The organism is Dysgonomonas termitidis, from assembly GCF_054657735.1.
Window position 1 is genome coordinate 1,210,560 of the sequence record NZ_BAAHYD010000003.1, and the last position, 25,545, is coordinate 1,236,104.

Genomic DNA, 25,545 nt, shown 5'->3' on the forward strand with positions numbered 1-25,545 from the left:
AGGGGTGTTACTACTTTTAGTAACGGGATTATATTGCTAGCTAAACAAAATTATTCAACAGTATCCCACCAAACGGGGTATGATAATATCGTCCGTTTTTGTGCTTCGGGATTCGAAGCCAGTAAATTTTCTATATTATAAGTAATCTCATGCGTACATTGCTGAAATCTGCGTGGCCAGTAACGGAGATTGTTCGGATCGGTGGACGGATAACATTCCTGAGCTGCCGCGTCAAATTCGTAAGGCCTACCAAAATCAGGATATACAACGCCGAATTGTGAGTCGGGAGCCGAGTAATTGAACCTTCTCATATCTGTCCAGTTTTGTACGGTAAAAGACATGGAGATCTGTTTTTGCTGCATAATTTTGGCCATAGTCAATTCTCCCGCGCTTTGAGCGACGGCGGCACTCGACAAGAATGCCGATATTTCCGTTTCTGTTATAACCTCTTTCCCCAATACCTGCGGATAATCCTTTAATTTCTCATTCATAGCTTCCATGTGTGCACGGATGCCGGCTTTGTAGGCGGTCAAAGCACCCCCTTTATCTCCTTTCCGAAACATGGCCTCCGCTTTGATAAAACACATTTCGTGGTAACATACCAGGTGGGCGGGAGCGTCGGCACGGATATAGAAACTTCCTGTGGAAGTAACATTGATTATGCTGTTGTTGTAGTTAGGATTGGCTTCAGTGACGCCATTGTAACGATAGGCAAGATAGCGGTCGTTTGTTTCGTCTCCCTTGCCGATTATCCAATCCAGACGATCGGAATAGACGGAAATATATACGGAGTCGCCTTGTCTTGCCGCTGTAGTGTTTGTTGTAAACCACCTGTTGGTAAATGCCGGATCGCTTTTTTGCGCCGCGGTGGCTCTCACAAAACCTGATGGATGTGTAGTTGTGGGATCAGGTTTTGTCGCTGTGATTTCGAATGCTACGGGACCGCTTTTTGTCCGGATGTCCGAATAAATGAGGTCAACTCCTTTCGACAATCTCCATTCTTTTAACCCTGTGGCCGGGTTATAGAACTCCGCACTTGGAATAATCCGTGTGGCACGCGGGTCCTTTACGCCGGAACCTCCGGTATATGTGTTTGTCAGCAGGTCGGTATACCATTTCGACATGCGGGAAGCTGTAGCACCAACATTTGTATGCTGTAATGCCGCTACGGTGCCGGCTTTGTCCGTGGACGCGGTGTTTATAAAGCGCATTACAGTGTTGTCTGCTACCGACTGAGGTGCTTTTGACAACGCTTCCAATACAGCATCGGGGTTATAAAATGATTTTTTACTCAGATTGTTGAGCCAGCGCGCTTTCAGACCGTATGCCAGTTTAATCCACTTTTGTTGATCGCCACCGTTCCATATATCTCCGTTTGATAATGGAGTTGCTGTCGCCGGTTGGCTTCTCGAAAGATTCTCGATCGCTTTTTCAAGCATGTCCATACAGCCGTAGTAAATGGTTTTCCCGTCGTCATATTTAGGTGTAATGCTTGTTCCCAAGGCTTCCGTGTAAGGCATTTCCCCATACATGTCCAGCATCAGCATAAAACCCCAGGCGTGAATTAGCTGAGCTGCGCCCACATACTGCCATGCTTCTTCGGCCGTAGCCTTGTCGATCAAAGGTTGCAGATTGGATGCACAATATACAAACCAAGCCTGATAGGGCCACGTAGTGGAGGCAAGAGGGCAGTCCCACCTTTGTATCTTATCGTTATTGTTATTAGCTGGTACTTTGGTAATATTTTGAGTGATCCATGAAGCCCGCGTACCCGAAGATTCGTATGCGTCGATAAATTGCATTTGGATAGACCTCAACCGGAGGTCGGGTGTAGGCACAGTATTGTTGGCCTTGCTGGGATTTTCGTTCACGTCTAACCAATCCTGACATGCTGAAAAGTTTAACAACAGCAAGAATCCTATTATTATGTAAACTATTTTTTTCATTTTCATGTTGATTTTAAAATGTTATATTGAGTCCGAATGAAAAACCTGCCAACGCAGGGATACCGCAATAGTCAATACCCACGGAACTGGATCCTACGGCACCGGAACCTGCTGCCGATGTTTCAGGGTCCATGCCTTTGTAATTGGTCCACAGCAAAAGATTGGTTCCCGATGCAGTTACTGTCAATCCTTTTATTCCTTTCAACTTTTTCAATGTGCTTTGCGAAAATGTGTATGACAGGGAGACATTCCGAAGTCTCAGCCAATTTACATTTGTCATATAATTGGCTGACTCAAGGTTATAAGCGTTTTGCCAATAATAATTATTGATAATATATTCGCCGCTCAGATCCAGATTTCCTACTTTATACATTTTCCCCGCTTCATATTCGAATGTTTTTGGTTCCGAGTAAACGGGTATTTTTTCTCCGTTCGGGCCAATGTCTTCACCGGTTTGCACCACGCCGGTGATGGATAGTTTGTCACGGTTCGCAGAAAGTGCACTTGTTCCGTTGTTTGTCATGTAATGGTTAGTACCGTTATAAACATCTCCACCTATTCTGTAGTCCAGAAGGAAGGAAAGATTCCAGTTCTTATATTGAAGGCTATTGTTGATGCCTCCAAATACTTTAGGTTCCCTGTTTCCAATTTCATGAGTTGCCAAACCATCGGAAGTAGGCATACCCGATTCAGGGTTTAAAACCAGATAACCTTCCGGGCTTCTCAGCCATTCCGAACCGGAGATTCCCATAAAGTTTCCTTTGTTGAAGGAGGCCGCTTTGGCATTGCCTACTTGCGCGTCGGTGACATACAATATTTCCATTCCGGGTAGTAGCTCGTCTACTGTACCCCTATTGCCCGAAGCGTTGATGGTGAGGTCCCATGTGAAGTTTTTGGTTTTTACGGGTACTACATTTATCGCCAACTCCATACCTTTATTGTTAATAACTCCGGCGTTTGTGGTCTTAAGTATATAACCGGTTGTCTGGCTGGCGCGTGGTTGCATCAATTGGTTTTTACTTTTATTCTGGTAGTAGGTGTATTCTATTCCCAGCCTGTTGTTGAATAATTTGAGGTCGAACCCGTATTCCTGCGATTCGGTGATTTCGGGAATCAAAAACGGATTGCCTTGTGTCCATTCGTCACGAATACCCAAACCGTCCCCATTGTTATAATTAGTAAATTCGGGAGCGTTAACATAGGTATTGGTTACATAGGGGTCAGCATCCTTACCTACTCTTGCCCAGGACGCGCGTACTTTTCCAAACGACAATATATCGCTTTTGGGCAGAAGCTCGGTGAAGAGGATACTACCCGATACCGATGGATAAAAATAAGAACGGGAATTAATAGGGAGTGTGGATGTCCAGTCGTTACGTCCGGTAAAAGTGAGGTATGCAAAATTTTTGTAGGAAGCTCTGAATTCGCCGTAGGCTCCTACTAATCTTTTTTTGCTTTTCGACTGCGCGATGGCAAGGTCAGTATTTGCCACATTTGTTACGACATAGAATTCGGGAATAATGAAATTCCATGCTTTTCTGCCGTTATAAATTACTGATGTGGCTTCGCTTGTTGTCCCCAATAACAAATTCAGGTCGAAATCGCTGAATTGTTTATGGAAATTCGTCATAACATTGGTAGTTGAGTACTCATACGTCCTGTCGTTTTCGGACAATAAGCCTTTTTGATAGATGAGAGAGATTCCGGAACCAGGTGCAGAAAAACGCGACGCATTGGTGGTATAGCGGTCTATACCCAGCGTGGCGTTGACACTCCACCAGTCGGTAATATCCAGGCCGACGTTGACACTACCCGTAAAACGTTTTGTCTTATCTTTTCTTGGCATTTTGTTTAAGATCCAATAAGGGTTGTCATAGTCGTTTTGCACCAAATCCCAGTCAAACAAACGGTGTTTTGTCCCGTCTTCATTCAACCAATAGTTCATATCCAGATTGCGCGGCCAGATGTAAGCGGCCTGTACGGCACCTTCGCCGTTTGAACCATATAGTCCTCCCGATGTCAGTGAACTGAGTTGGTCTGCAATTGAAAATGCTACGTTTGCGCCGACTTTTAATATTCCGTATTTCTGTTCGCCGTTGAAACGGAACGTACTTTTATCGTAAGAAGAGTTCGGGATAATACCCGTTTGATCAAAATTGGAAGCAGAGAAATAAAAACTTCCTGTTTTGGAGCCTCCCGATATGCTTACGGAATTATCCCATGTATTTGCCGGCTGGAAAAAATCCTCAATGTTGTTATATATAGTTTCATTTGCTCCGAATTTGGCTCCCCACGAACTCATTGTGGTGGTGGCATCTCCTTCCATCAGTGAGCCGTCTTGCTGGTAAGAACCCCTTTTATATAGACTTTGTTGTTCGGGTAACCGGTTAGCCCAATTCGTTTGAAATCTGGAGTTTAAACTGACGGATACCGAACCTTCAGATCCTTTTTTTGTTGTTATCAGTACCACCCCGGCTGCCGCGCGCGATCCGTATAGCGCTGCCGCCGCAGGGCCTTTCAGAACGGATATATTTTCTATATCTTCCGGATTGATGTCCATTACACGGTTACTATAAGTTGAGTTGGTGGATTGTGCTCCGTCAAAGGCGCTGTTACCATTTATACTGGTAGAATTGTCATAAATAATACCATCTACGACAAATAGCGGCTGGTTGTCCCGTTCCAGGGAGGTTCCGCCGCGAAGGATGATGTTGGCTCCGGCTCCGGCTCCACCACTAGCCTGAGTGACATTTACACCTGCGATTTTACCCGCCAGAGAGTTGATCGGGTTCGCAGTCTTGTTTTTCATTAACTCTTTGCTATTGAGATCCTGAACAGAATAACCCAATGCTTTTTTTTCCTTTTTTATACCCATTGCGGTTACTACAACTTCATCCATCATCTGGGCATCTTCTTCCATAGTGATATTGATTACATTGTTTTTAGCCTCTACTGAGATAGATTTGAATCCTATATATGAAAAATTCAGCACCTGATTATTATCCCGTACCGTTATTGCATATTTGCCTGATATGTCGGTCATTGTACCAGTAACTGTGCCTTGTATTGTAACACTCACACCTACCAGAGGTTCTCCGTTTCTGTCTATAACAGTACCTGTTATAGTTTTTACCGTTTGTTGCAAATCGGCGGGATTCCCTGATTTTCCCGTATTTGCCTGCACATTTATGCTCCCTGTATTAGATAGTACTAATACGGAAAAGAACACACACAAGAGTTTCTTTATAAAACTTTTCCTGGCTTGTTTTGATGCGATCATAGTAGCATAGGTTTAATTTAAATAATAATTGAAAGTTCTTACTTACTTAATAGAAATAAATAGTGTTTTTATAGCACAATTGCCAATAAAATAAGGTTCGTAATGCCAATGTTATACGTCGAAACGGTATATTTGCCAATAATGTAATTAATGTTTAGATACTAAAATTAGTATAAATTCACATTTTGAGACAGAGAAGATTTTACATCAATGATCTATAGTTTTATCAATGAAGTAATTCGGAACTGATGCTTTCTTTGTTTTTTATTCTAATAACTGATAAACGATAATACACTAACAAATATAAATTAATATATTTAAATAAATTAGGGTATAATGGAAAAAGATCCCTTAAATTAACTTTTATTAATTGTTATAAACAAAAATTCATAACTTAAGACTGCTCCGATGATATCTGATCAGTCCGTCAACGGGATTTTCGATAATACTGTCTATAGCTATCCCCAGGTCTGTTGAAACCTGTTTCAGCATGCTTGAATATTTTTTAGCTACTGATCCGCAGAAGCGCACAGGAAAGTTTTGACAGTCGTATTGTAACACATTTCTTACGAAAAAAGCCTTGAAGCTGCTATATACTAAATCGTAGACATAAGGATGGCCGAGGTTTTCGGAAAGATAAAAGGAGAGTACCGCTAAAAGCCTGTTCGGGAAAGGTTTGCTATATATATAATCCAGTATTTGTTCCGGATTGATGCCATATTTCTTGTAGAAAGGAATGACTAACTCGTCCGGAGCTAGTCCTTTCAGGCAATCTGACAGGAATGCTTTTCCCAGATAAGCACCACTGCCTTCGTCACCTAAAATGAAGCCGAGGGGCCGGACATTCTTTATAATATCTTCTCCGTCATAAAAGCAGGAGTTGGAACCCGTACCCAGAATACAGGCTATTCCTGATTGGTCGTTAAACAGAGACCTGGCGGTACCCAACAGGTCGCTCTCTACAAAAGCGGGGGTGCGGAATTGGGCTTCGAGGGATGCTTTTACTACGTTTTTTTTCTCAGGGGAAGAGCATCCGGCGCCATAGAAATATATAGCCCGGATCTTTGTCTTGAAAAATATTTCGGGTAGCTGTAGCCTGATAGTGTGGCTGATTTCTTTTCTCGATTCGAAATAAGGGTTTATTCCATCGGTAAAGGAATGTTCGGAAACAGAGGTTCCATTGACTAAACACCATTCGGTTTTAGTAGATCCGCTTTCAGCCAAAAGTATCATTGTTATGTAAGTGTATATATTAAAAATAAAAACCAATATTATAAATCAATGCAAAAATCTTCATGTATGCAAATATAGAAATTATATGCAGAAATCGGATAGATGTGATATTATATAAATTCTGGCTGGCAATTGGCTCCTTTAGAGCAGTTGCGGGTAGACGGTATATAAGGTGCAGGTTGCCTGTTCTCTGTTTGCAGTATAGTTGCTTTACGTCATTGTTTCGCCCTCGCTTCGGCGATTGCTGATAGGCACATTTGTATATTGGTAAATTGGCACATCGGTTTACTGTAGCCTTTTTTACCGTTTTATATACTATCGCTTATATACCCTTAGCTTTGGCGCGGGTCAACACCCCACATCAACTTGTTACGCAATGTATTATAAAAAGTATTCTCTTTGCGCTTTATAACTCTCAGTGTAAAATCGGCTTTCTTTATTATCAGTTTGGTTCCCGTAGTAAATATGTTGGAACGCCCGTCCAGTGAGATAAGGAAATTCTGATTACGGCTTTCAACCTCCAGCGTAAGCACACAATCGTCTGTCACTACCAGTGGCCTGTTGCTAAGGCTGTGGGGAGCAACGGCAGCTATAACAATATTTGCTGCAGTCGGAGTCATTACCGGGCCACCCACACTCAACGAATAGGCTGTAGAGCCGGTCGGCGTTGCGATAATCAATCCGTCCGCTTCGTACGATGTGAGGTATTCATCGTTGATATGGGCGTGTACAGTAATCATGGATGCTGTATCCTGTTTCAATATCGCGATTTCATTCAATGCGTAATTGAAGCCAAGATAATCCTTGTGCTCGGTAGATAATTGCAACTGGCTGCGATGCTCGATACGGTAATTACCGGAGAAGATATCGGCAAATGTATCCTCGAGGTCTTTGTCACCTACATCTGCAAGGAATCCTAGGCGCCCGGCATTAATACCCAATATGGGTATATTCTTCTTGCCGATGATAGATGCCGTGCGGAGAAATGTTCCGTCACCGCCGATGCTGACAACCAGGTCGACATTGAATTCATCGTTCATAATTATACCGGCAATATCATATTCTAAAAAGAGTACATCTTTAAGATAATTATAGAATTTCTGCTGAAGGTATATTTCAGTGTTATTGTCCAGCAGGATTTTGAACAATTTTTCTACCTGCTCTTTCTTTTGATGTTTACTCCCGAATATCGCGATCTTCATTATCTTATAATTTTGGATGTATACCAAACAAATAAACAGTCAAGCTGTTAATAAATTGGAACTGATACACACTATTTCACCAATTCGTATTACATTTGCATGACGTATCATTTTGCAAAGTTGCTAAAAAGTTTTAACTTAATAATGATAGATTTAGTATTTGATGTTTGAGGGTTCGTTTTTTAGGTAAAAGAGAGTATTTAATGATATAATATAAAATCATAACTTACTATTGTTTTTTTACTTACCAAATAATAAATAGGTCTGTGACCTTAATTGTTTTTTATGACCAAACTTAGTGTAAATATAAATAAAATAGCGACTTTACGTAATGCGCGTGGCGGGAATATCCCCGATGTACTGAAGGTAGCTCTTGATTGTGAAAAATTTGGCGCACAAGGAATCACAGTTCATCCTCGTCCTGACGAAAGGCATATCCGCTTTAAGGATGTGTATGACCTGAAAGCCAAAGTAAGGACAGAATTTAACATCGAAGGCTATCCTTCCCAGAAGTTTGTAGACCTGATTACGACGATCAGGCCCACACAAGTAACCCTTGTTCCCGACAAACCCGATGCCATAACATCTAATGCGGGTTGGGACACTGTCGAAAACCAGCAACTGTTGTCCGATCTGGTTGACGAATTCAAAGCAGTCGGTGTACGTACTTCCATCTTTACCGGAACCGACCTGAAGATTATAGAGTTCGCCGCTAAAACCGGAACCGACCGGATTGAACTATATACCGAGCCGTATGCCAATGACTATGCAAAAAATAAAGAAGCTGCTGTCGCATCTTTCCTGGAAGCTGCTAAGCATGCAAAGAAATTAGGTCTTGGAGTAAATGCCGGGCATGACCTGAGCCTCGAAAACCTACATTTCTTATATAAGAATATTCCCTGGCTCGACGAAGTTTCTATCGGTCATGCGCTGATTAGCGATGCACTGTATATGGGCTTGGAGAAGACTATAAAGGCTTATAAAAACTGTTTAAGAGAAACTCCCGAATTATTAGATTAAGATATGGAGGCACAAAAAGATAAAATGATAAGTATAATAGGAACTGCGGGTTTTCATCTGCTGATTATCCTGTTCCTGTTGTTTTACTATTTGAAACCATCGCCGGTCATACGCCATTCCGACGAGCTGGGTGGAGTGCCTGTTATGTTTGGCAACGTAGCCGATGCGGGCGGTGATGACGAACCCTTTGGCAGGGGAAATGGAAATCAGGGTGCAGCAGAAGCAACCTCTCCGAATGTAGTGGAAGATCCCATCCCGATGGTAGAGAATACCACAGTCAAAGCAAAACCGACTGTAACCAATACGCAAAAAACAGCCGTCACCCAGGACTTTGAAGAAACGGTAGCTATAAAAGAAGCCAAACGGAAAGCCGAAGAGAAAAAACAACAGGAGGCTGCCGAACAACATAAGAAAGCCGAAGCCGAACGTATCGCTCAACAAGAAGCGGCTAAAAAAGGCCAGATAAACAACCAAATGGCAGGATTATTTGGTAATGGAACAGGCAGTGGCAGCCGTGGAGAAGGCACCGGAGAGGGAACACAGGGTGTACCTACAGGAAATGCGAGCTACGGCAAGACATCCGGTGTAGGGGGCTGGGGCTCTTTCGATCTCGGAGGGCGCAGTCTTGGCAGTGGAGGACTTGTTAAACCGAATTACTCTGTGGATGATTATGGTACAGTAGTTGTCGACATACTCGTGAATGCCAAAGGCGATGTCGTAGAAGCTATGATAGGGAAAGGAACCAATACCCCGAATACCAATCTGCGCAACGAAGCATTAAGGGCGGCAAAAAGAACGAAGTTCAACGCGGTATCTTCTGTTACCAATCAAAAAGGAACGATCACATATAAGTTTAATCTAAATTAAATTGGTATGAAGACTATATTTATATTTCTCACAACCGGATTTGAAGACATTGAAGCGATTGCTACAATCGATATTCTGCGCCGGGCTGAGTTGAATGTTAAATCAGTATCCCTGACAGATAGCAGGCAAGTGGCGAGCAGTCATCAGGTAATGGTTACGGCCGACTTGATGCTTGACCAGGTAAATTTCTCCGAAGCGGAACTGCTGATATTACCGGGCGGGACAACCCGATTTAATGAACATGAGGATATGAAAAAAGAGTTGCTCGCTTTTGCCAATAAAGGCGAAAAGGTAGCAGCGATATGTGCTTCGCCGATGGTATTAGGCGGCTTGGGATTACTGGATGGCAAAAAAGCGACCTGTTATCCCGGCTTCGAACAATACCTGAAAGGCGCTACCCTGCAAACAGATAAATCTGTTGTAGTAGACGGAAACATCACAACAGGCCGTGGCCCCGGACTTACAATCGACTTTGCCCTGAATCTGGTAGAACAACTGGCCGGAAAGGAAAAGCGTGATGCCGTAGCTGCCGGACTATTAGTAAAATAAAAACACGAAATGATGGGATTTGTCTCATCATTTCTGTTATTAAGGTCGCGGACCTATTTATACTATGGCTTTTGTATCTGTAACAGCAATCGTCAGTAATAATAAAACAATGTTGCATTAAATATTTTAAATATAACTCAAACTTAGAAAATGGAATTTTTACATGAAGTATGGAACTTCTTCCTCAACCTGCTGCGGGACACCGGCGGCACGCTTGATATGCTGGTAACCGACTATGGAGTATGGGTATACGCCATATTATTCCTTATTATTTTCTGCGAGACCGGCTTGGTTGTCACACCTTTTCTTCCGGGCGACTCCCTGCTGTTCCTGGCCGGAGCCATAGCTGTACGCCCTGATAATCCTCTTCATATTTATTTTTTAGTTGCCATACTTATAGTTGCTGCAATTATAGGGGATGCAGTCAATTATACGATCGGCCGTTTTTTCGGGCAAAAACTATTCAGCAACCCTAATTCCAAAGTGTTCAAACAGGAGTATCTGGAAAAGACGAATAAGTTTTATGAAAAACATGGCGGTAAAACCATTATACTAGCCCGTTTCGTACCGATAGTACGTACATTTGCCCCTTTTGTTGCGGGTATGGGCAGAATGAGTTATAAACATTTCTTCTCTTTTAATGTTATAGGAGGTATAGCCTGGGTGGTTATTTTCTGTACCCTGGGAGCCCTCATCGGACGACTGGAGTGGGTTGAGAAGAATCTGGATAAAGTAGTTATCCTTATTGTGATAGTATCCATTCTGCCGGCAATATACGAGGTCATAAAGGCTAAATTGGAAGCGAGAAAGGCGACAAAAGCCAAAGGATAAAAAGATATTACATCTTAAACTATTACCACTGACACTGACAGGAGCTTAACTGCTCCTATCGTGATAGTGGTTTTTCATTTAATAAAAACCATAAACTACTATTGTTATGAACAATATAGCAAACATACCCGACGCGGGAACAAAAAAGAGGCTGGTCATCATCGGCGGTGGATTCGCCGGTCTGGAGTTAGCCAAGAAGATGGACAAGAACCTATATCAGGTAGTATTGATAGATAAGAATAATTACTATCAGTTTCAACCGCTGTTTTATCAGGTAGCCACCGGAGGACTGGAGCCCAGCTCTATTTCCTATCCCCACCGTAAGAATTTCCAAAAGAATAAGAATTTCCATTTCCGTATGTGTGAGGCGCAGAATGTTGACCCCGGGAATAAGGTGATACACACAAATATAGGCAATATTTCATATGACTATCTGGCCATATCAACAGGATGCGACACTAATTATTTTGGTAATGACAGTCTGAAAGACAGTACCTTTGCCCTGAAATCAGTGTCAGAATCTTTACTTCTCAGAAACAGGATATTACTTAGTTTCGAAGAAGCCCTTAGTACGGATGATGATGACGAACTTAGAGAAATACTATCATTTACCATCGTTGGCGGAGGGGCTACAGGTGTTGAACTGGCAGGGGCCCTGGCCGATATGAAGAAATCTTTCCTCCCTAAAGATTATCCTGAAATAGATTTCACCAAGATGGATATCCATCTCGTAGACGCCTCACCCCGGTTACTCTTCGCCATGTCGGAGCAGGCATCGGAGAAAGCTGCCGAAACCCTGAGAAGCCGCGGTGTAATCATCCATCAGGATATATCCGTAAAATCTTACAATAAGCCGTTTGTAGAACTTAGCGACGGGACTAACATCCGCACGCGGAATGTATTCTGGGTTGCAGGGGTAAAGCCGAACAGCCTGAAAGGACTCGCAGATACTGCGTACAACAGGGGGCGGCTGTCTGTCAATGAATACAATCAGGTACAAGGCTATGACGATATATTCGCCATAGGGGACACTGCCATCCTTATATCCGACAAGAGCCCCAAAGGCCATCCGCAAGTGGCGCAGGTGGCGCTGCAAATGGCAAAACGCCTGGCAAAAAACCTCAATACTGCGGCCAATAGCGATAGTTGGGAAAAATTCACCTATACGGACAAAGGGTCATTAGCTACCATCGGGCGTAATGCAGCCGTTGCCGATCTGGGTAAATTCCGTTTTGGAGGCTGGTTTGCCTGGTGGCTCTGGCTATGGGTACATATACTGTCGATTGTAGGTATGAGGAATAAAGTTTCCGTGTTCATAGACTGGGTATGGAGTTATTTGAACTACGACGTATCGTTACGTTTGTTTATTAAACCAAAGTTTAATAAGATGTATAAAGATGAATTGTAACTCTAATGAAGTTACAATTCATATCCATAAAGCTCTCATTTATCAAAAAGTAACAAAGGTAACAGATATATCAGTAAACAGTGAACAGTAAACAGTAAACAGTGAACAGTAAACAGTGAACAGTAAACAGTGAACAACTTGTATTTTGTATCTCGTATCTTGTCTACTCGTAACTCGTAACTGCCCTAGGGCGAAGTAACCTGTAACTGTTAAAAGGTAACACTTTTTTACTTATTACTTTTTACCCACATTGTAAGTCCCCCGAGGGGAAACAACGTTCGGCGGAGCCAATTTAGGGGGCCATTTCATTCTTTCAAAGAACTCCGGCTAACAGCCTTTAACTGTTAGCAACCTTATCTGTATCTTGTGTATCTCTCTATAAAGACATAGCCTTATATACATTCGAATCAGCTTCCTGATATAGATTTCCGCTGAATTCTATTCTGTTGCTGTTAAAGTTCGGATTTATGGTTGCATTACATTGATTGGAACCGTTGGTCAGCCGTAACGTGACATTGGCTGAAACTGCCGTTCCCTGCACGGTCATGCTAAAGGTAATGTTGCCTTTCTTATCCGATTGCATTTTTACGTTCGACACTTTTCCGTCTACAGTGATACCACCGATCCCGTTAGGGCCTGCATAGGGCGAATTGAAAGCCATCTGAATAGTCGCCTTATCCTGATGCATGGAGATGAAATTTGTGTTGGCGCTTACATAAACAAAACGTCCGTATTTAAAATCGATACGGTCGGCTTCCAATACGAATTCCCTGTCGTTGAGCGCCTGGACTGCCTTTTCAAACCACATTCTCTGTTCCGCTTCTTCGGCCGCAGCTTTGAGCGGGTCCTGCTGAGTTTTGCATCCTGCAAAGATTAACAGGATTGATGATAATAGAAATACAATTGCTTTCATAATCTTTCCTTTTTTTAAGATATACCTGGTAACTTTTTGAATTAACGGTCGCGGAAACGAAGGCGCGGCAATATTATTCATAATAGGATACCAATAAATTTAAACAGTTACTTAAAATATAACAAAACCTGTTAACGAATGGTTTAACTATTCAGCAGGGTTTTGTTAATACAGGTAAAAGATTAATCCTCAATTTTATATAAATAAGGTTTCGTGAATGATCTCTCCCACGGTAGGATGAGGAAATACAATCTTACGGAACTCTTCCACAGTAAAGTCTTTCTCTATGGCTATGCCTGCGATAACAATCAGCTCCGAAGCCGGATTGCCCAGCATATGGCAGCCTATGATCTTTTCGTCTTCACCGGTTATTAATTTGCACATTCCATTAACCAACTCGTTCTCTGCCACAAACCGTCCTGAGTATGCCATCGGTAGTTTCAGTACGGTATGCTTTATGCCTTTTGCAATAAGTTCTTCTTCGGTTTGTCCTGCTCCCGCTATTTCGGGATTGGTATATACTACTCCCGGGATCGCTTTGTAACTCATCCTGTCCGCTTTACCGAAAATATGGTTTACGGCCACCTCCCCTTCACGCACAGCGGTATGGGCAAGCAGTGAATGGCCTGTAATATCTCCGCAGGCATATATGCGGGGATGCGATGTCCTCATAAATTCGTCGACTTTTATTCCGTTGCGGTGCATTTCAATATTCAGTTTTTCCGGATTCAGGTTTGCTGTAACCGGTCGCCTGCCTGTGCTTAGCAGTATTTGGGTTGCTTCGACAGATGATTGCTCCCCGTCTTTTTCAATAATTACCTCCCCGTCTTTTATTTCCACTACTTTTGTACCGAGGTAAAAATCAATACCTTTTTTTGCGTACTCGGTACGGAGCATGGCGGACAGTTCCTTATCCATAGCGCCGAGTATTTCGGGCAGCATTTCTATGACGCTGACTTTTACACCGAGGCTGTTAAAGAATGAGGCAAATTCCACACCGATAACTCCTCCGCCTATGATTGCCAGCGATTTGGGTACTTCCTTGTTGTCCAGCGCTTCTTTCGATGTCCAGTAGCCACTTGAGTCTAGTCCCTTAATGGGCGGCACTATTGTTTCGGAGCCTGTGCAGAGCAGTACATATTTTGCTGTATATGTTTCGTCATCATTGCCTACTAGTATGTTCCGGCTGTTATCTTCTCCGATAAGATGTACCTCCGCACCGATAATTTCCACTTCGTGAGCGGCCATTTTCTGTTTGATGCCGGCTACCAGTTTACGAACGGTCTTTTGTTTGCGGGCGATTATTTTACTTAAATCAAAACCCGGCTGCCCTTCGACTGATACTCCATACTTTGCCGAATGTTTTATATTGTCTAATGTCTTGGCAGAATACAGCAGTGTCTTGGTAGGGATACATCCTTCGTTCAGGCAAACACCGCCTAATGCATTTTTTTCAAATAAAATAGTTTTTAATCCGTTTGCGGCAGCTCTTTCTGCGGCGGTATATCCGGCAGGGCCTCCACCGATAATGGCAATGTCGTACAGCATAGTAATATAGGAAGTTAAAGGTTTATTTTTATTATGTTTCTTTTATTTAGGGATAGCGAATGTTGTAAAGTACAGGTCTGCAACACCTACATCTGTCTGATGGCAGAAATCTTTCAGATTTTTTAAATCATATCCATTGGTCCTCCATTTGCTGAGTAATATATCGGCATCATTCAGTATCCTGTTTTCATAAGATTGAACCTTTTGCATAATACCATTTCCATCTGCGGAAATTAGTGCTGTAAGATTTATATAATCTGTACCCTCTCCGCGCGTAATGGGGAAAAGCTGTTTTTTCAGCTGGAGCGACCAGTCGCAAAGTTTTGCATTGCCTGTTTCATCGGCCAGAAGTATGGAAGGGCAGATATTCTCTTTGCTCAGCCATACCGGTATTGCAACGGTTGTAAGCGGTGAACCCAGTATTGTCCACATTGTGGTAAGGGCGGGCGATTCGTTTTCCTTTACACCCTGTACAACCATAGCGGATGATGTGCTATAGCGGGGGATAAAATCCCTGAAGGGTACGAACATCCGTTTGTTGGTATTCTCCGGTATCAGGTCATATAGATTTACTCCTGTCAATCCGTGTGTAAGATGGCGGGATACATCTTGCAATAAAAATCTGTATGAGAAAGAATTTGATAACGATGCCTGATAGAACAGAGGTTCGGCAGCCTGATAGCGGCTTATGCCCTTATCGCGTTCCCTATCGCCGGAAAAAGAGTAGTTTGTGCGGACAATATACCCCAGAGGGGCGGTATTGGTATCGTTGGCGTCGAACTTTTTGTATGTATAATCTCCTGTTTCGTAATAGGCTGCGCCACCCTGCGCATCTATCACTCCGAAGTTGGCACTCACATACATCGGCTTGGGCAATGAGTCCAACAGGCGTTCAAAGTCGGCCAGAGTGGCACAGCGTTGCAATGCCAGTTTCATAACCACGCCTTCGAGCTCGTCTTTACCGGCTTCATCGGGGTTGAGGTTGTAAGAAGCCGAATTCATTATGGCGAATCCGGTGGAGTTATAGCCTCCCCATACTTCTTTGCCTGCCTTATCCGAACTGTTTACAATGCCTGCATAACTGTACTTGCCATCGGTAAAGTACATCAGTTTGTTTTGCAGGCTGCTTGTATCCCTGTGCTTGTAGAGCAACGGACGGCCATCGGCGATGTATTTACCCGAAATAATGGCAGTGGTACAGGCCAGTGCAGGAAAAGATATGATGATGAATAAGAAAAATATACATAGTGTCCGCTTCATAGTTTCAAATTTTATCCTTTAAAGATAGACTTTATTTTACGCTTATTAATTATATATTGTAAAAAAGTAACAAAGGTAACAGATATATCAGTTAACAGTAAACAGTCATCAGTCAATAACTCGTAAGATGTAAAACTTTGCGCCTTTGCGTCTTTGCGTGAAACAAAACAAAACGCCAGCCAACTTGTAACTCGTAACTGCCCGAAGGGCGAAGTAACCTGTAACTGTTAAAAGGTAACAAAGGTAACAGTATTTTCAGTGAACAGTAAACAGTCATCAGTAAACAGTATCGTGGTTTGTCATATACTCTGTCCATTTCCAAATTTTTCGTCTTCTTCGCTCGCGCAGACGTCCCGTCTGTATGTTGCGTAACAAACATTTTTGCCCTGTCAACAAGACACGACTGGAAGTCCGCGCCAGCGGGTTAACTTTTCAGTTAACAGTCAACAGTTAGCAGTTAACAACTTGTATCCCGTATAATTTTTCGTTCTTCGCTTTTGGCTCCGCCGATTTTCAATTAGTTCTTCACTTTTCGTTTTTCACTTATTATTTACCCCTTCTTCAATCCGTTCTCGATGTATATCCCGGCGGCAGGAACGGATAGAGATTCTTTGGCTTGGGCTTCTCTACCGGAGCGGCAGATGGTTGAGCGACAGGCGGCTGTTCCATAGCTTGCCCTTGCTCATTTTTCACTTTTCGTTCTTCATTTTTCGTTTTTCGCCCTTCCTCTTCCATTTCCTTGTCCACGGCCGCCACTACTTCCGGATTGAGCGAGCCGCCCGAACGGAAGCCGTTCCCTTTCAATATCATCAGCTGACGCCTGGTTTCTTCGTCCTGTACTTCAATGACCAGCGGATGGCGTTCCGATGCAAGCAAGCGGTCTCTGTCCTTCCTCCTTTCCTCCCGGTCGAGTACGTACTTTATCGCGCGGATGCTCGGCGGGCAGAATTTCTTTTCCACTACGCGGCATTTCTCCACCTCGTTCAGCGGATCGTTCTTATCGGGGATGTAGGTGACCTTCTCTTTTTTCTGCATGTATCCCTCGAGCAGTTGTTTCAGTCCGATACGTGCCGAAGCTATCATCACTTCTTCACGGTGGTCGATGGCTTCTTCCACCGCTTCACCGAAATCAGGTTTTGCCTTTTTCCATTCATAAAATGTCTTACGACTGATTTTAAACGATTTGCATATTTCGGAGATGCTGCACAAGTCCTGTTCTATCATCCGGATAATCTCCGAAGCCGTTTTCTCTTTATACTTCATAAGATACTTAAATATTAATGTTAATAATCAGTTTCTTATATAGATAAAGATATTTGGTTCTGATAAATTTTTAGTTATGCAGATATAGCCTCTGCCCGCGCAGACGTCCCGTCCGTGTGCTTTGCATTTTATTCTTCATAGATCATCTTTTTGGTCATACCTCCGTCTATAATAATATTTTGCCCGTTGATAAAATTATTTTCGGGCTGGCAGAGGTAGATGCACATACGTGCGATATCTTCCGGTGTACCCACCCTGTTGGATGGATGTTGTCCGTGGTCTATCGGGCGCAATTCTCCATAGTGTCCCGTGTCTATCCATCCCGGACTGATGCAGTTCACCGTGATATTGTATTTACTCAGGGAGATGGCCAACGCATGGGTGAGGGATACGATTCCCCCTTTCGAAGCCGCATATGCTTCCGAATCGGGTTCACTCATCAGGTAGCGGGTAGACGCCATATTGATAATGCGTCCGTAATTATTCTCCGGTCTGCTTTTTGACCGGTGTTTGGCTAATAATTTAGCGGTAATGAATACAGGCCGGAGGTTTGTCTTCAAAACCTTGTCGAACCCATTGACCGACATATCCAGAATGGAACCGAACTGGCTTACGCCCGCATTGTTAATGATAATATCTATGTCGCCCTTTTGACTGAGGATCGAGGTTATGGCATTTGCTAAAGCCCCTTTATCCGATATGTCGGCTTTAGCAAATGTACATTTATAATCATTCAGTTCGTCGCAGAGTTGTTTCCCCTCTTTTTCGTTTATATCGCAAAAGAATACATCTGCGCCAGCCTTACAGAAAGCGGTTACTATAGCCTTGCCGATCCCAAGCGCGCCTCCGGTGACGAACGTGACTTTGTTTTCCAGAGTATTCTTCATAATGGTAATTGTTCTAGATTAATTTCTTAATATCCTGATGTAATCGGCTCCATTTATTTTCTTCTATTTTAGCTCCGATAGCTTCTATTACATTTGCAGCCAGCAATGTACCTATCCTTCCGCAAGCAGAAAGCGGGCAGTTATGTATCAGGCCATAGATAAAACCTGCCGCATACAGGTCGCCTGCTCCTGTTGTGTCCACGCAATTTACTTTAAGTGCGGGAACGAATACTTTTTCATCTCCCTGTTGAATCCACGAGCCTTTTTCCCCTGTTTTTACAATCGCTGTATCTACCTGCTTCGCTATTTCAGAAACAGCTTCTTCAGGTTCGAGGCTGAACAGGGCTTTTGCCTCTTCTTCATTTGCAAAAACGATATCCACATATCGAGGTATAATTTCGAGCAGGAAATCACGATTGGCTTCCACAACATTATAACTGGCCATATCCAGAATGATTTTTGCTCCGGCTTCTTTTGCCAGTACGATGGCTTTCTTTATCAGGTCGTGGCTTTGTACCAGATATCCTTCGATATAGAAATAATCATATTCTTTGAAATCATTTGCTTCCAGCTCATCAGCATGGAGTAATGCCGCCGCGCCCAGATAAGTGCCGAAAGTACGTTCTCCGTCTTTGGAAATAAATGTAGATGCCACGCCCGAAGCTTCATTCACTTCGGTCAGATGTGACTTTACATGATGCTTCTTCAGGTCTTCTTTATAATATGTACCATAGAAGTCGGAGCCTATGCGACCGAGAAACCCGGTTTCGACATTGAGACTGGCAAGTCCGATGATTGTATTGGAAGCAGAGCCGCCGGAAACAATACTTTTGTCGAGCTTATTAATTTCTTTAGATATTATTTCCAGCTTCGTTTCATCGATAAGTTGCATGCTCCCTTTCGGTAATCCGAGGAGTTCCAGTATCTTATCGTTTTCTATTACTGCTAAAACATCCACAAGGGCGTTGCCCATTCCAAGCACTTTTGTCATTCTTCTTTAATTTTTTGCGTAAAGATATTGCATAATTCAGAAATAAGGCCTATTTTTGCGTCACTTTTGAGAGAAAAATACTCTTCCTTAGCTCAGTCGGTTAGAGCATCTGACTGTTAATCAGAGGGTCCTTGGTTCAAGTCCAAGAGGAAGAGCAAATCTGAAAGGATTCTTTCCCTCAAAAGTATATTCTTCCTTAGCTCAGTCGGTTAGAGCATCTGACTGTTAATCAGAGGGTCCTTGGTTCAAGTCCAAGAGGAAGAGCAAGAAAAGAGTCGTGTAAACTATTTGTAAACGAGTCCGGAAATATTCCGGACTCGTTTATTTTTTGTATCCTTCATGAAAGGATAATGTTTTCGAGCCTGATGATTATTTTGTAAATTTATTACTGAATATGAGCGTTAAGAAGCCTGTCAGCAGGTTGAGGAGACCCAGTAAACATTCTTTTGGACTGTGGATAAACGCAAATATTATCATCCAGAGAGAAACGATGATAAACAGAATCTGGAATAAAGGGAAAAACGGGCTTCGAAAACCATCCGGGTTACTTGTTTTTTTATATCTCAATATCACAACGCCGGTCACGACCAGTAATGTGGATACATTAAGCAATACTCCGCAATAAATCATTATCTGCTCAAAGGTTCCGGTCAGCAAGAGTATCCCGGTTAGTAAAAACTGGAACCATAAGGCTTTGCGGGGTATATGATCCGGTGCAACATTGAAATACTTCCATAAGTTATGTTCCCGCGCGATACTTGATGTAACCCTGGGGCCAACCCATACCATCGCGCTTATTCCCGAAATCAGGATAATGGAGATACCTGCGCTGAATACTTTCGAAGCTGTATCACCCAGCATATATTCTACGGCAATAGTACCTATATTCAGTTTTCCTGCAAGTTCGGTAAAAGGGACATGCTTTAAGAAAACAAACTGAAGTAAAGTATATAGGACGGTCACAAGTAAAGTTCCGCCAATCAGCGCGACGGGCAGAGCCTTTCGGGGATTACGGAATTCTTCGGTTATATAAGCGGCGGCGTTCCATCCTGAATATGAATAGCTGACATAGATAAGGCTCACAGCGAAAGCGAGTGACCCTGTTTCTGTCCAATAAGATTGTTCAAAATTAAAGGCATTCGCTCCTTTTTCCGGTAAAAAGAGACCTGTACAAATAATAATTACGATGAAGAATACTTTCAGAAACGTACTTATATTCTGAAATTTTGAGCTGGAGTTCAGATTGTAACAATGAATAAGTGTAATGAAGAAAATCAGGACGATACCAATCAGCTTCGGATACTTTAATTCTACGGGGAGATATGTGGTAAAAGCAATAACCGATAAGGCGATGGGGGCAGCGAATCCGACAGTCAATGAAATCCATCCTGAAAGGTAGCCGACCACAGGGTGGTATATTTGTGAAAGGAAAGTATATTCGCCTCCCGACCGTTTAATCATTGTACCTATTTCGGCGTAGCTGAACGCTCCCGAAAGGGCTACTATTCCTCCTAATATCCACAGGGAAAGCACGACTCCCGTATTGCTTAACGATTCAAGTTGAAAGCCCAGGCTGGTAAATGCTCCTGCACCTATCATATTGGCTACAACAATAGATACTCCGGTAAGAGCACTTATCTTAGCTTTACTTTTATCCTTCAAAATAGTTTTGTGGTTTATACTGGTTTATATCATTGCCTATTATACTCTATAAGTAACTGGTAAGCGCTGATGGTGCTGTCAGTATTCATATAGCTGTCCCTTATCTTCTTATAATCTTCCAGTATTTTTCCGGCTCTGTTGTATATAGCCGAGTCTACTGCCGGCGCAGGCTTGTGATCTTTGGGGTATGTATAGACGAAATAACCTTTGTCACCGGCATATACAGGTATCTGGAAAAACTCTCTTGGCAGGGATTCTTTCTTCTGGCTCCTTCTTACAGCGTCATCCACAAAGAAATCAACCGCGTAATCAGGATAACCGAACAAATATCCGTATCCCCGGTTGCGTTCGTAACGGTCGGCATTCTCTATTGCACTGACGGCGATGCCGGGATCTGTACCCGGAACTAACCCGAATTGTCCGAAGAAACTTTCTTTTACCCTTAAAAGACTGTCTAATGCGCTTACACGCACAACATTAAGCTGCATTATACGTCTGTTGCCCTGAGCTGCCTTATAGGGAATCATTATAAAACGTAAATCGGGAATATTCAACTTATTTACAGCTTGTTGAACAGCATGCAGTTTGTCCAGATATATTCCCTGGTTTTTACGGTCTACTACATCGGCGCTTGTTTTCTTCAAACTGTCTTTATTGGCTAAAGGATACCAAAAAGAAACGAGGGAACTCATCGGTTTCACTCTGCCTAACATTGTGTAAAGCGCTTCATGGTCGAGCCCGTATTGCAATATGGAGTCTATGAGGTGTTGCTCATATTCTGTAAAGATTGGCTTTATTTCAGTCAGGGGCTTATTGCTCTTACATGATAAGACAAGTAAAAGAAAGAGGGCCGGAATTATATAAATATATTTTTTCATACACTGATCTATTCCTTATTTAGCAGACAACCGGTTGATAGTCTTTTTCATTTCAGATAATACTGAGGTGTCTTTTTCCTTTGTTATCAGCTCGTTTAACCTATCTATTATGTGGAGTTTACGGTAAGAATAGATATACCAGCCCAGAGCTTCGGCCGTTGTCAACCGTATTTCCGCCTCATCGTCCGGATCTGACAATATTGTGAATAATATATCGACTTCATCTGATGCCGGCTGGTTGCGAAAGCGGTTAATTTCAGATAATCGTTTTTTTACTCCTTCCGATTTATTCACCATCAGGTCAAAATCCTTTTTCTTACTTTCTTTGGTCGACCTGATATTCTTCAGGCTGCTGTCAAGCATGTCTCGCGAGTATAAAGGTAGATTTCCGGCTTGTTTCAGTAACTCTGTTTCGAGTTTATCGAGGTTCATCATCCTGAAACCTGAGGATAGTTTAAATACCAGGCGTTTCGATGTATTGTCATTTAGTATCATTCCGGCTACGGATGGCAGCAACTCTTCGGAACCATTTCTGGCAATGAGGTCTATCGCATACCGTTTTGTCAATTCATAGCTGTCAGACGAAGCAGCGGCAAGTACTTCTATAAAATCATCATTATCTATTTGAGATAACAGCATCAGCGCCTCAAGCCTTACGATCATACTGGGCGATTCGAAATAGGATCTTTTCAATAATGCCGAAATGTCCGTATAATCATTCTCGTAGAGCATCCGTAAAGCGATTGCCTGTATATCTACAGACGGGTTTAACAGAGCTTTTTTCCAGAATTTAATATCATTTTTATGAATTGTCAGGGCATCGTTGATATCGAAACCGGTCGTCACATTCCTTGCAAATCTGAAGGTAGGATCTCCAAATATATGCGTTTCCAGAAAGTGGGTGTATTTACCCCATTGACCTATCCGGAGGCCATGGCTGAGAAGTCCAAGGAATTCGTCCGGCCATTTGTCTTGTATGGTGTTAACTGTATTTGCCTGGGTTACAATGGTCTTTCCATTGTTGAATAAATAAGCGCCTGCTATATATTCCTCTTCGAAGAACGAGCCGTTGAAACATGCGTCAAACATAACAAAACGCGCATTAGGGGATATTTCAAGTATATCTTTCGGAGTAATTCCCATCGATGCATTTGTTATTGAGTCACTTGCTATCAGTTCCGGATCGAAAGCTTCTTCACACCATTCGCGCGGTACACCTAACAATTTCATATAAGAGTCTATCGCCTCTTCCTTGCTTTTACCTCTTTCCACAGCTGAAGATATCTTGCTGCGAAGATAAAATTTGATGTTTTCTATCGATGTATTGACGTCATTTCCTTTTTTATTGCCGGTCACATACTGATTGTCATTAGCCCCGTGATGATGGAATAGCATAATATCCAGATCGGGACGGAGAATTTCATTTAACCAATATGGTTTCATCGGCCAATAGGAGTCAAAGTCCATAAACTTAACAAAACTCCCGGGGTTGAATAGTGTCGGGAATTGCTCTTTAAGCGCCAGTTGCTCACCGGACCATGCTACCTGTGATTCGGAATTGTATCCGTATCCCCGGGCCATACTGAGATTATCTATAATATTGTTTTTCTCCTGAGATTTTATGGCAACGGCTTTTACGAGATAATCCCGCAACTGTTCGTATTTTCCTTTACTTCCTTTATCCAACGGCCTGATACGGCCTGTGTAAATATCGGAATGAAGCGACTGCCTGGAATCTGCCCGTAATGAATAATAAAACAAAAGAGGTTTTACAGAGTCTTGTTTCAGAAACTCGAAAGAAAGGTCGAAGTCATCGTAGAAACGGTCAGATGCAATGCTGGAGCGTTGCCAGTCCCGTTTTTGATTCATTTTGAAGGCCGATGTCAAATGTTGTGCATCCCGTATCATAGCCACAGGAATATCCCCGATAAATACGGCTCCTTCTATGGGATTATCGGCTGACAGATATAATTGTTTCAATTTATGCTTTATGGAGTCGGGATTGTTCCAACGGTCGACAACTATAAACGTTTTAAGTCCATCGGCTTCTACCGATCCGGCATAACTTTCGACTTCGCTTTTTGCTTGTACATAGCTTATACTATCTATCACAATGGCAAAGCCTCTCCTTGTGTCTTTAGCTCCTACAGTCGCGCAATAGGCAAACAATAGAATAATAAGTATCTTGTATTTCATTTTCTTCTTAAAATGTAAAACCAAATGATGTTGCAATCCCTATACGATCGGGTTTATTGAAATTATCGGTATCCAGAGCCGATTTTGTATAACTGGCACCGGCTGTCAGATATATGGTTGACGGAAGGTTTCCCATCCGTGTTTGTTTACTTAATTTGAATGAAGCATCGCCTCTATAATGATCGGATGTAAGATATTCAAAGACAGGATACGACCACAGATTAGCTAAAGCCAGACCTGTAAAATCCGCTTTTGAAGAAAGATTACGTTGGTATGAAGCCTTTAAATCGAAGCCTAATTGGAAATTCTTTGGCAACCGGAAGGTCTTGCCTCCTTTTATAGCGACATTGACGTTTGAATATTTTTGCAGATGCATATCAGGCAGGAGTGTGGTCTTATGTTGCTCAAATTCTGCCGCGACTCCCAGCATATAATCTTTCCAGCCGGATCTTTCTTTCAGCCATATGTAATCCAGTCCGATTTTTGTCGTTTTATTTTTATATTTTACCGATTTATTATATATCTCCCAGATTTGCTGATTATTACTGTTTGTTATTTTTTTCTGGTCGTACCATATACCTTTGGAATTGTTGTTGTCGATATTGACCTTTAGAATATGTGATGTTTGACCCTGTTTTACAGAAAATATATTCATCAGCGAGTAAATTGTTTCCTTATAATCTCCTGATCTGAACATATTACTATTCCCGGAGCCACTTACAGAACTATTGTCACTCTCCGAGACAGCACCGTCTTCAGACTTTTCTTCATTGCTTTTATAGCCTAACTGGAGAATATTTTCATATATATTCTTTCTCCATTTAATCTGGGCATTACTACCAAACGCAGTTCCTTTGTATTGGCGGCCATGTGATATTCCCGATTCGATGGTATAATTGCCTAATCCTTGAAACAGGAAGTAATTATGGTCTTTCTTAGTAGTTGTGGTAACGGAGATAACTTCCTTATAGCCTTCATATCCAAAATCAAGCCCGATACTCCAATCCGGCAATAAGTTATACATGATACCCGGGTAAATAGAATAACGTGTGGCATCAATCCTGGGCCGGGGGTCGCTCTGGTCGGCAGAGCTGCCTCCATTGTAATCTACGGCAACGGCCCATTTCAGTTTTTTGTTGAGGGTGGAAGCCATTACTCCTTTTATGGCGAAACGTTCATTGTCATAATCACCTCCTATACTGTCACCCAATATGAAGGGATTGCCTTGGGAAGGCATCAGTACGTCTTTCCACTTCTGGCCTTTCAACCCTGATATATTGTAGGAAAAACTTCCGTAGAAATGAAGTTTATTTACCCGTTTAAATCCTTCCAATGCGACTTGTCCGCTATTCATAGACCTCGGGTCAGAAATATATTTATAATCTCCCGAAGTATGATTATAGGTAATCTGTCCGTTCATCCGGTCCCTGTCTACTTCGATATATGCAACAGGATTTGACGTTTGCAGTCCGGTATATTGTATTGGCAATAGCGAATAGTCGGCAGGGCTTGTAATGCTGTCGCCAGACTGGGCATTACAAGTTGCCGCTGTGTACAGACAGATGAATCCGGTCAGGATTATATTTTTGTAAATAAACTTCATCTAGGTTT

At 42.5% G+C, this 25,545-nt stretch carries 19 protein-coding genes and 2 tRNA genes; 7 read left to right on the plus strand and 14 right to left on the minus strand.

Annotation, left to right across the window (positions count from 1 at the left end):
• Positions 1 to 50: 50 nt before the first annotated feature.
• The 4 genes from ACYQ3L_RS25845 to ACYQ3L_RS25860 form a co-directional block, all read right to left on the minus strand.
• Positions 51 to 1,946, minus strand: coding sequence for a SusD/RagB family nutrient-binding outer membrane lipoprotein (locus ACYQ3L_RS25845; protein ID WP_379993533.1), 1,896 nt, complete (start codon positions 1,944 to 1,946; stop codon positions 51 to 53).
• Between the two features lie 13 nt (positions 1,947 to 1,959).
• Entirely contained in the window at positions 1,960 to 5,226 is a 3,267-nt protein-coding gene (locus tag ACYQ3L_RS25850) for a SusC/RagA family TonB-linked outer membrane protein (RefSeq protein WP_379993532.1), read from the minus strand.
• Between the two features lie 387 nt (positions 5,227 to 5,613).
• Positions 5,614 to 6,459 (minus strand): hypothetical protein, encoded by an 846-nt coding sequence (locus ACYQ3L_RS25855; protein ID WP_379993531.1) that lies wholly within the window; start codon positions 6,457 to 6,459, stop codon positions 5,614 to 5,616.
• A gap of 332 nt (positions 6,460 to 6,791) precedes the next feature.
• The gene (locus tag ACYQ3L_RS25860) at positions 6,792 to 7,661 is read right to left on the minus strand and encodes an NAD kinase (protein ID WP_379993530.1); all 870 of its coding nucleotides are present in this window, start codon (positions 7,659 to 7,661) and stop codon (positions 6,792 to 6,794) included.
• 285 nt (positions 7,662 to 7,946) lie between these two features.
• Here ACYQ3L_RS25860 and ACYQ3L_RS25865 point away from each other — a divergent pair, with 285 nt between their 5' ends.
• The 5 genes from ACYQ3L_RS25865 to ACYQ3L_RS25885 all read left to right on the plus strand — a co-directional run bounded on the left by ACYQ3L_RS25865 (position 7,947) and on the right by ACYQ3L_RS25885 (position 12,336).
• Positions 7,947 to 8,681 carry a pyridoxine 5'-phosphate synthase gene (locus tag ACYQ3L_RS25865; protein ID WP_379993529.1) on the plus strand — a complete coding sequence of 245 codons (735 nt, stop codon included), beginning with the start codon at positions 7,947 to 7,949 and terminating at the stop codon, positions 8,679 to 8,681.
• 3 nt (positions 8,682 to 8,684) lie between these two features.
• A complete protein-coding gene (tolA, locus tag ACYQ3L_RS25870) occupies positions 8,685 to 9,548 on the plus strand; it encodes a cell envelope integrity protein TolA (RefSeq protein ID WP_379993528.1) in 864 nt (287 codons plus the stop codon).
• Between the two features lie 6 nt (positions 9,549 to 9,554).
• Complete coding sequence (locus tag ACYQ3L_RS25875) at positions 9,555 to 10,097, plus strand: DJ-1 family glyoxalase III (RefSeq protein ID WP_379993527.1); 543 nt, start codon at positions 9,555 to 9,557, stop codon at positions 10,095 to 10,097.
• A gap of 150 nt (positions 10,098 to 10,247) precedes the next feature.
• Positions 10,248 to 10,928, plus strand: coding sequence for a DedA family protein (locus tag ACYQ3L_RS25880; protein WP_379993526.1), 681 nt, complete (start codon positions 10,248 to 10,250; stop codon positions 10,926 to 10,928).
• A gap of 106 nt (positions 10,929 to 11,034) precedes the next feature.
• On the plus strand, positions 11,035 to 12,336 hold the full coding sequence (locus ACYQ3L_RS25885; RefSeq protein ID WP_379993525.1) for an NAD(P)/FAD-dependent oxidoreductase: 1,302 nt from the start codon (positions 11,035 to 11,037) through the stop codon (positions 12,334 to 12,336).
• 376 nt (positions 12,337 to 12,712) lie between these two features.
• Here the strand turns inward: ACYQ3L_RS25885 and ACYQ3L_RS25890 are convergent, their stop codons facing one another.
• The 6 genes from ACYQ3L_RS25890 to ACYQ3L_RS25915 form a co-directional block, all read right to left on the minus strand.
• Positions 12,713 to 13,249 (minus strand): DUF4251 domain-containing protein, encoded by a 537-nt coding sequence (locus tag ACYQ3L_RS25890; RefSeq protein ID WP_379993524.1) that lies wholly within the window; start codon positions 13,247 to 13,249, stop codon positions 12,713 to 12,715.
• Positions 13,250 to 13,444: 195 nt separating this feature from the next.
• Complete coding sequence (lpdA, locus tag ACYQ3L_RS25895) at positions 13,445 to 14,797, minus strand: dihydrolipoyl dehydrogenase (RefSeq protein WP_379993523.1); 1,353 nt, start codon at positions 14,795 to 14,797, stop codon at positions 13,445 to 13,447.
• A 42-nt stretch (positions 14,798 to 14,839) separates the two neighbouring features.
• Entirely contained in the window at positions 14,840 to 16,057 is a 1,218-nt protein-coding gene (locus ACYQ3L_RS25900) for a C45 family peptidase (protein WP_379993522.1), read from the minus strand.
• A gap of 561 nt (positions 16,058 to 16,618) precedes the next feature.
• The gene (locus ACYQ3L_RS25905) at positions 16,619 to 17,320 is read right to left on the minus strand and encodes a helix-turn-helix domain-containing protein (protein WP_459952531.1); all 702 of its coding nucleotides are present in this window, start codon (positions 17,318 to 17,320) and stop codon (positions 16,619 to 16,621) included.
• A 128-nt stretch (positions 17,321 to 17,448) separates the two neighbouring features.
• Positions 17,449 to 18,207: an SDR family NAD(P)-dependent oxidoreductase gene (locus ACYQ3L_RS25910; protein WP_379996721.1), complete on the minus strand. Its 759-nt coding sequence runs from the start codon at positions 18,205 to 18,207 to the stop codon at positions 17,449 to 17,451.
• Positions 18,208 to 18,220: 13 nt separating this feature from the next.
• Positions 18,221 to 19,198: an adenosine kinase gene (locus tag ACYQ3L_RS25915; RefSeq protein WP_379996723.1), complete on the minus strand. Its 978-nt coding sequence runs from the start codon at positions 19,196 to 19,198 to the stop codon at positions 18,221 to 18,223.
• A gap of 81 nt (positions 19,199 to 19,279) precedes the next feature.
• On the opposite strand from ACYQ3L_RS25915, the gene ACYQ3L_RS25920 reads away from it, so the two are divergent.
• Both ACYQ3L_RS25920 and ACYQ3L_RS25925 read left to right on the plus strand, forming a co-directional pair.
• Positions 19,280 to 19,353: transfer RNA gene (locus tag ACYQ3L_RS25920), tRNA-Asn, on the plus strand.
• Positions 19,354 to 19,388: 35 nt separating this feature from the next.
• Positions 19,389 to 19,462, plus strand: a tRNA-Asn gene (locus ACYQ3L_RS25925).
• Between the two features lie 105 nt (positions 19,463 to 19,567).
• On the opposite strand, the gene ACYQ3L_RS25930 is transcribed toward ACYQ3L_RS25925, so the two are convergent.
• Genes ACYQ3L_RS25930 through ACYQ3L_RS25945 form a run of 4 tightly spaced genes read right to left on the minus strand, consistent with a single transcriptional unit; the run spans position 19,568 to position 25,537 of the window.
• Positions 19,568 to 20,860: an APC family permease gene (locus ACYQ3L_RS25930; protein ID WP_379996725.1), complete on the minus strand. Its 1,293-nt coding sequence runs from the start codon at positions 20,858 to 20,860 to the stop codon at positions 19,568 to 19,570.
• A 29-nt stretch (positions 20,861 to 20,889) separates the two neighbouring features.
• Positions 20,890 to 21,738 carry a hypothetical protein gene (locus tag ACYQ3L_RS25935; protein WP_379996727.1) on the minus strand — a complete coding sequence of 283 codons (849 nt, stop codon included), beginning with the start codon at positions 21,736 to 21,738 and terminating at the stop codon, positions 20,890 to 20,892.
• A gap of 15 nt (positions 21,739 to 21,753) precedes the next feature.
• Positions 21,754 to 23,934 carry a HEAT repeat domain-containing protein gene (locus tag ACYQ3L_RS25940; RefSeq protein WP_379996729.1) on the minus strand — a complete coding sequence of 727 codons (2,181 nt, stop codon included), beginning with the start codon at positions 23,932 to 23,934 and terminating at the stop codon, positions 21,754 to 21,756.
• A gap of 7 nt (positions 23,935 to 23,941) precedes the next feature.
• On the minus strand, positions 23,942 to 25,537 hold the full coding sequence (locus tag ACYQ3L_RS25945) for a DUF6850 family outer membrane beta-barrel protein (protein WP_379996731.1): 1,596 nt from the start codon (positions 25,535 to 25,537) through the stop codon (positions 23,942 to 23,944).
• Positions 25,538 to 25,545 lie beyond the last annotated feature (8 nt).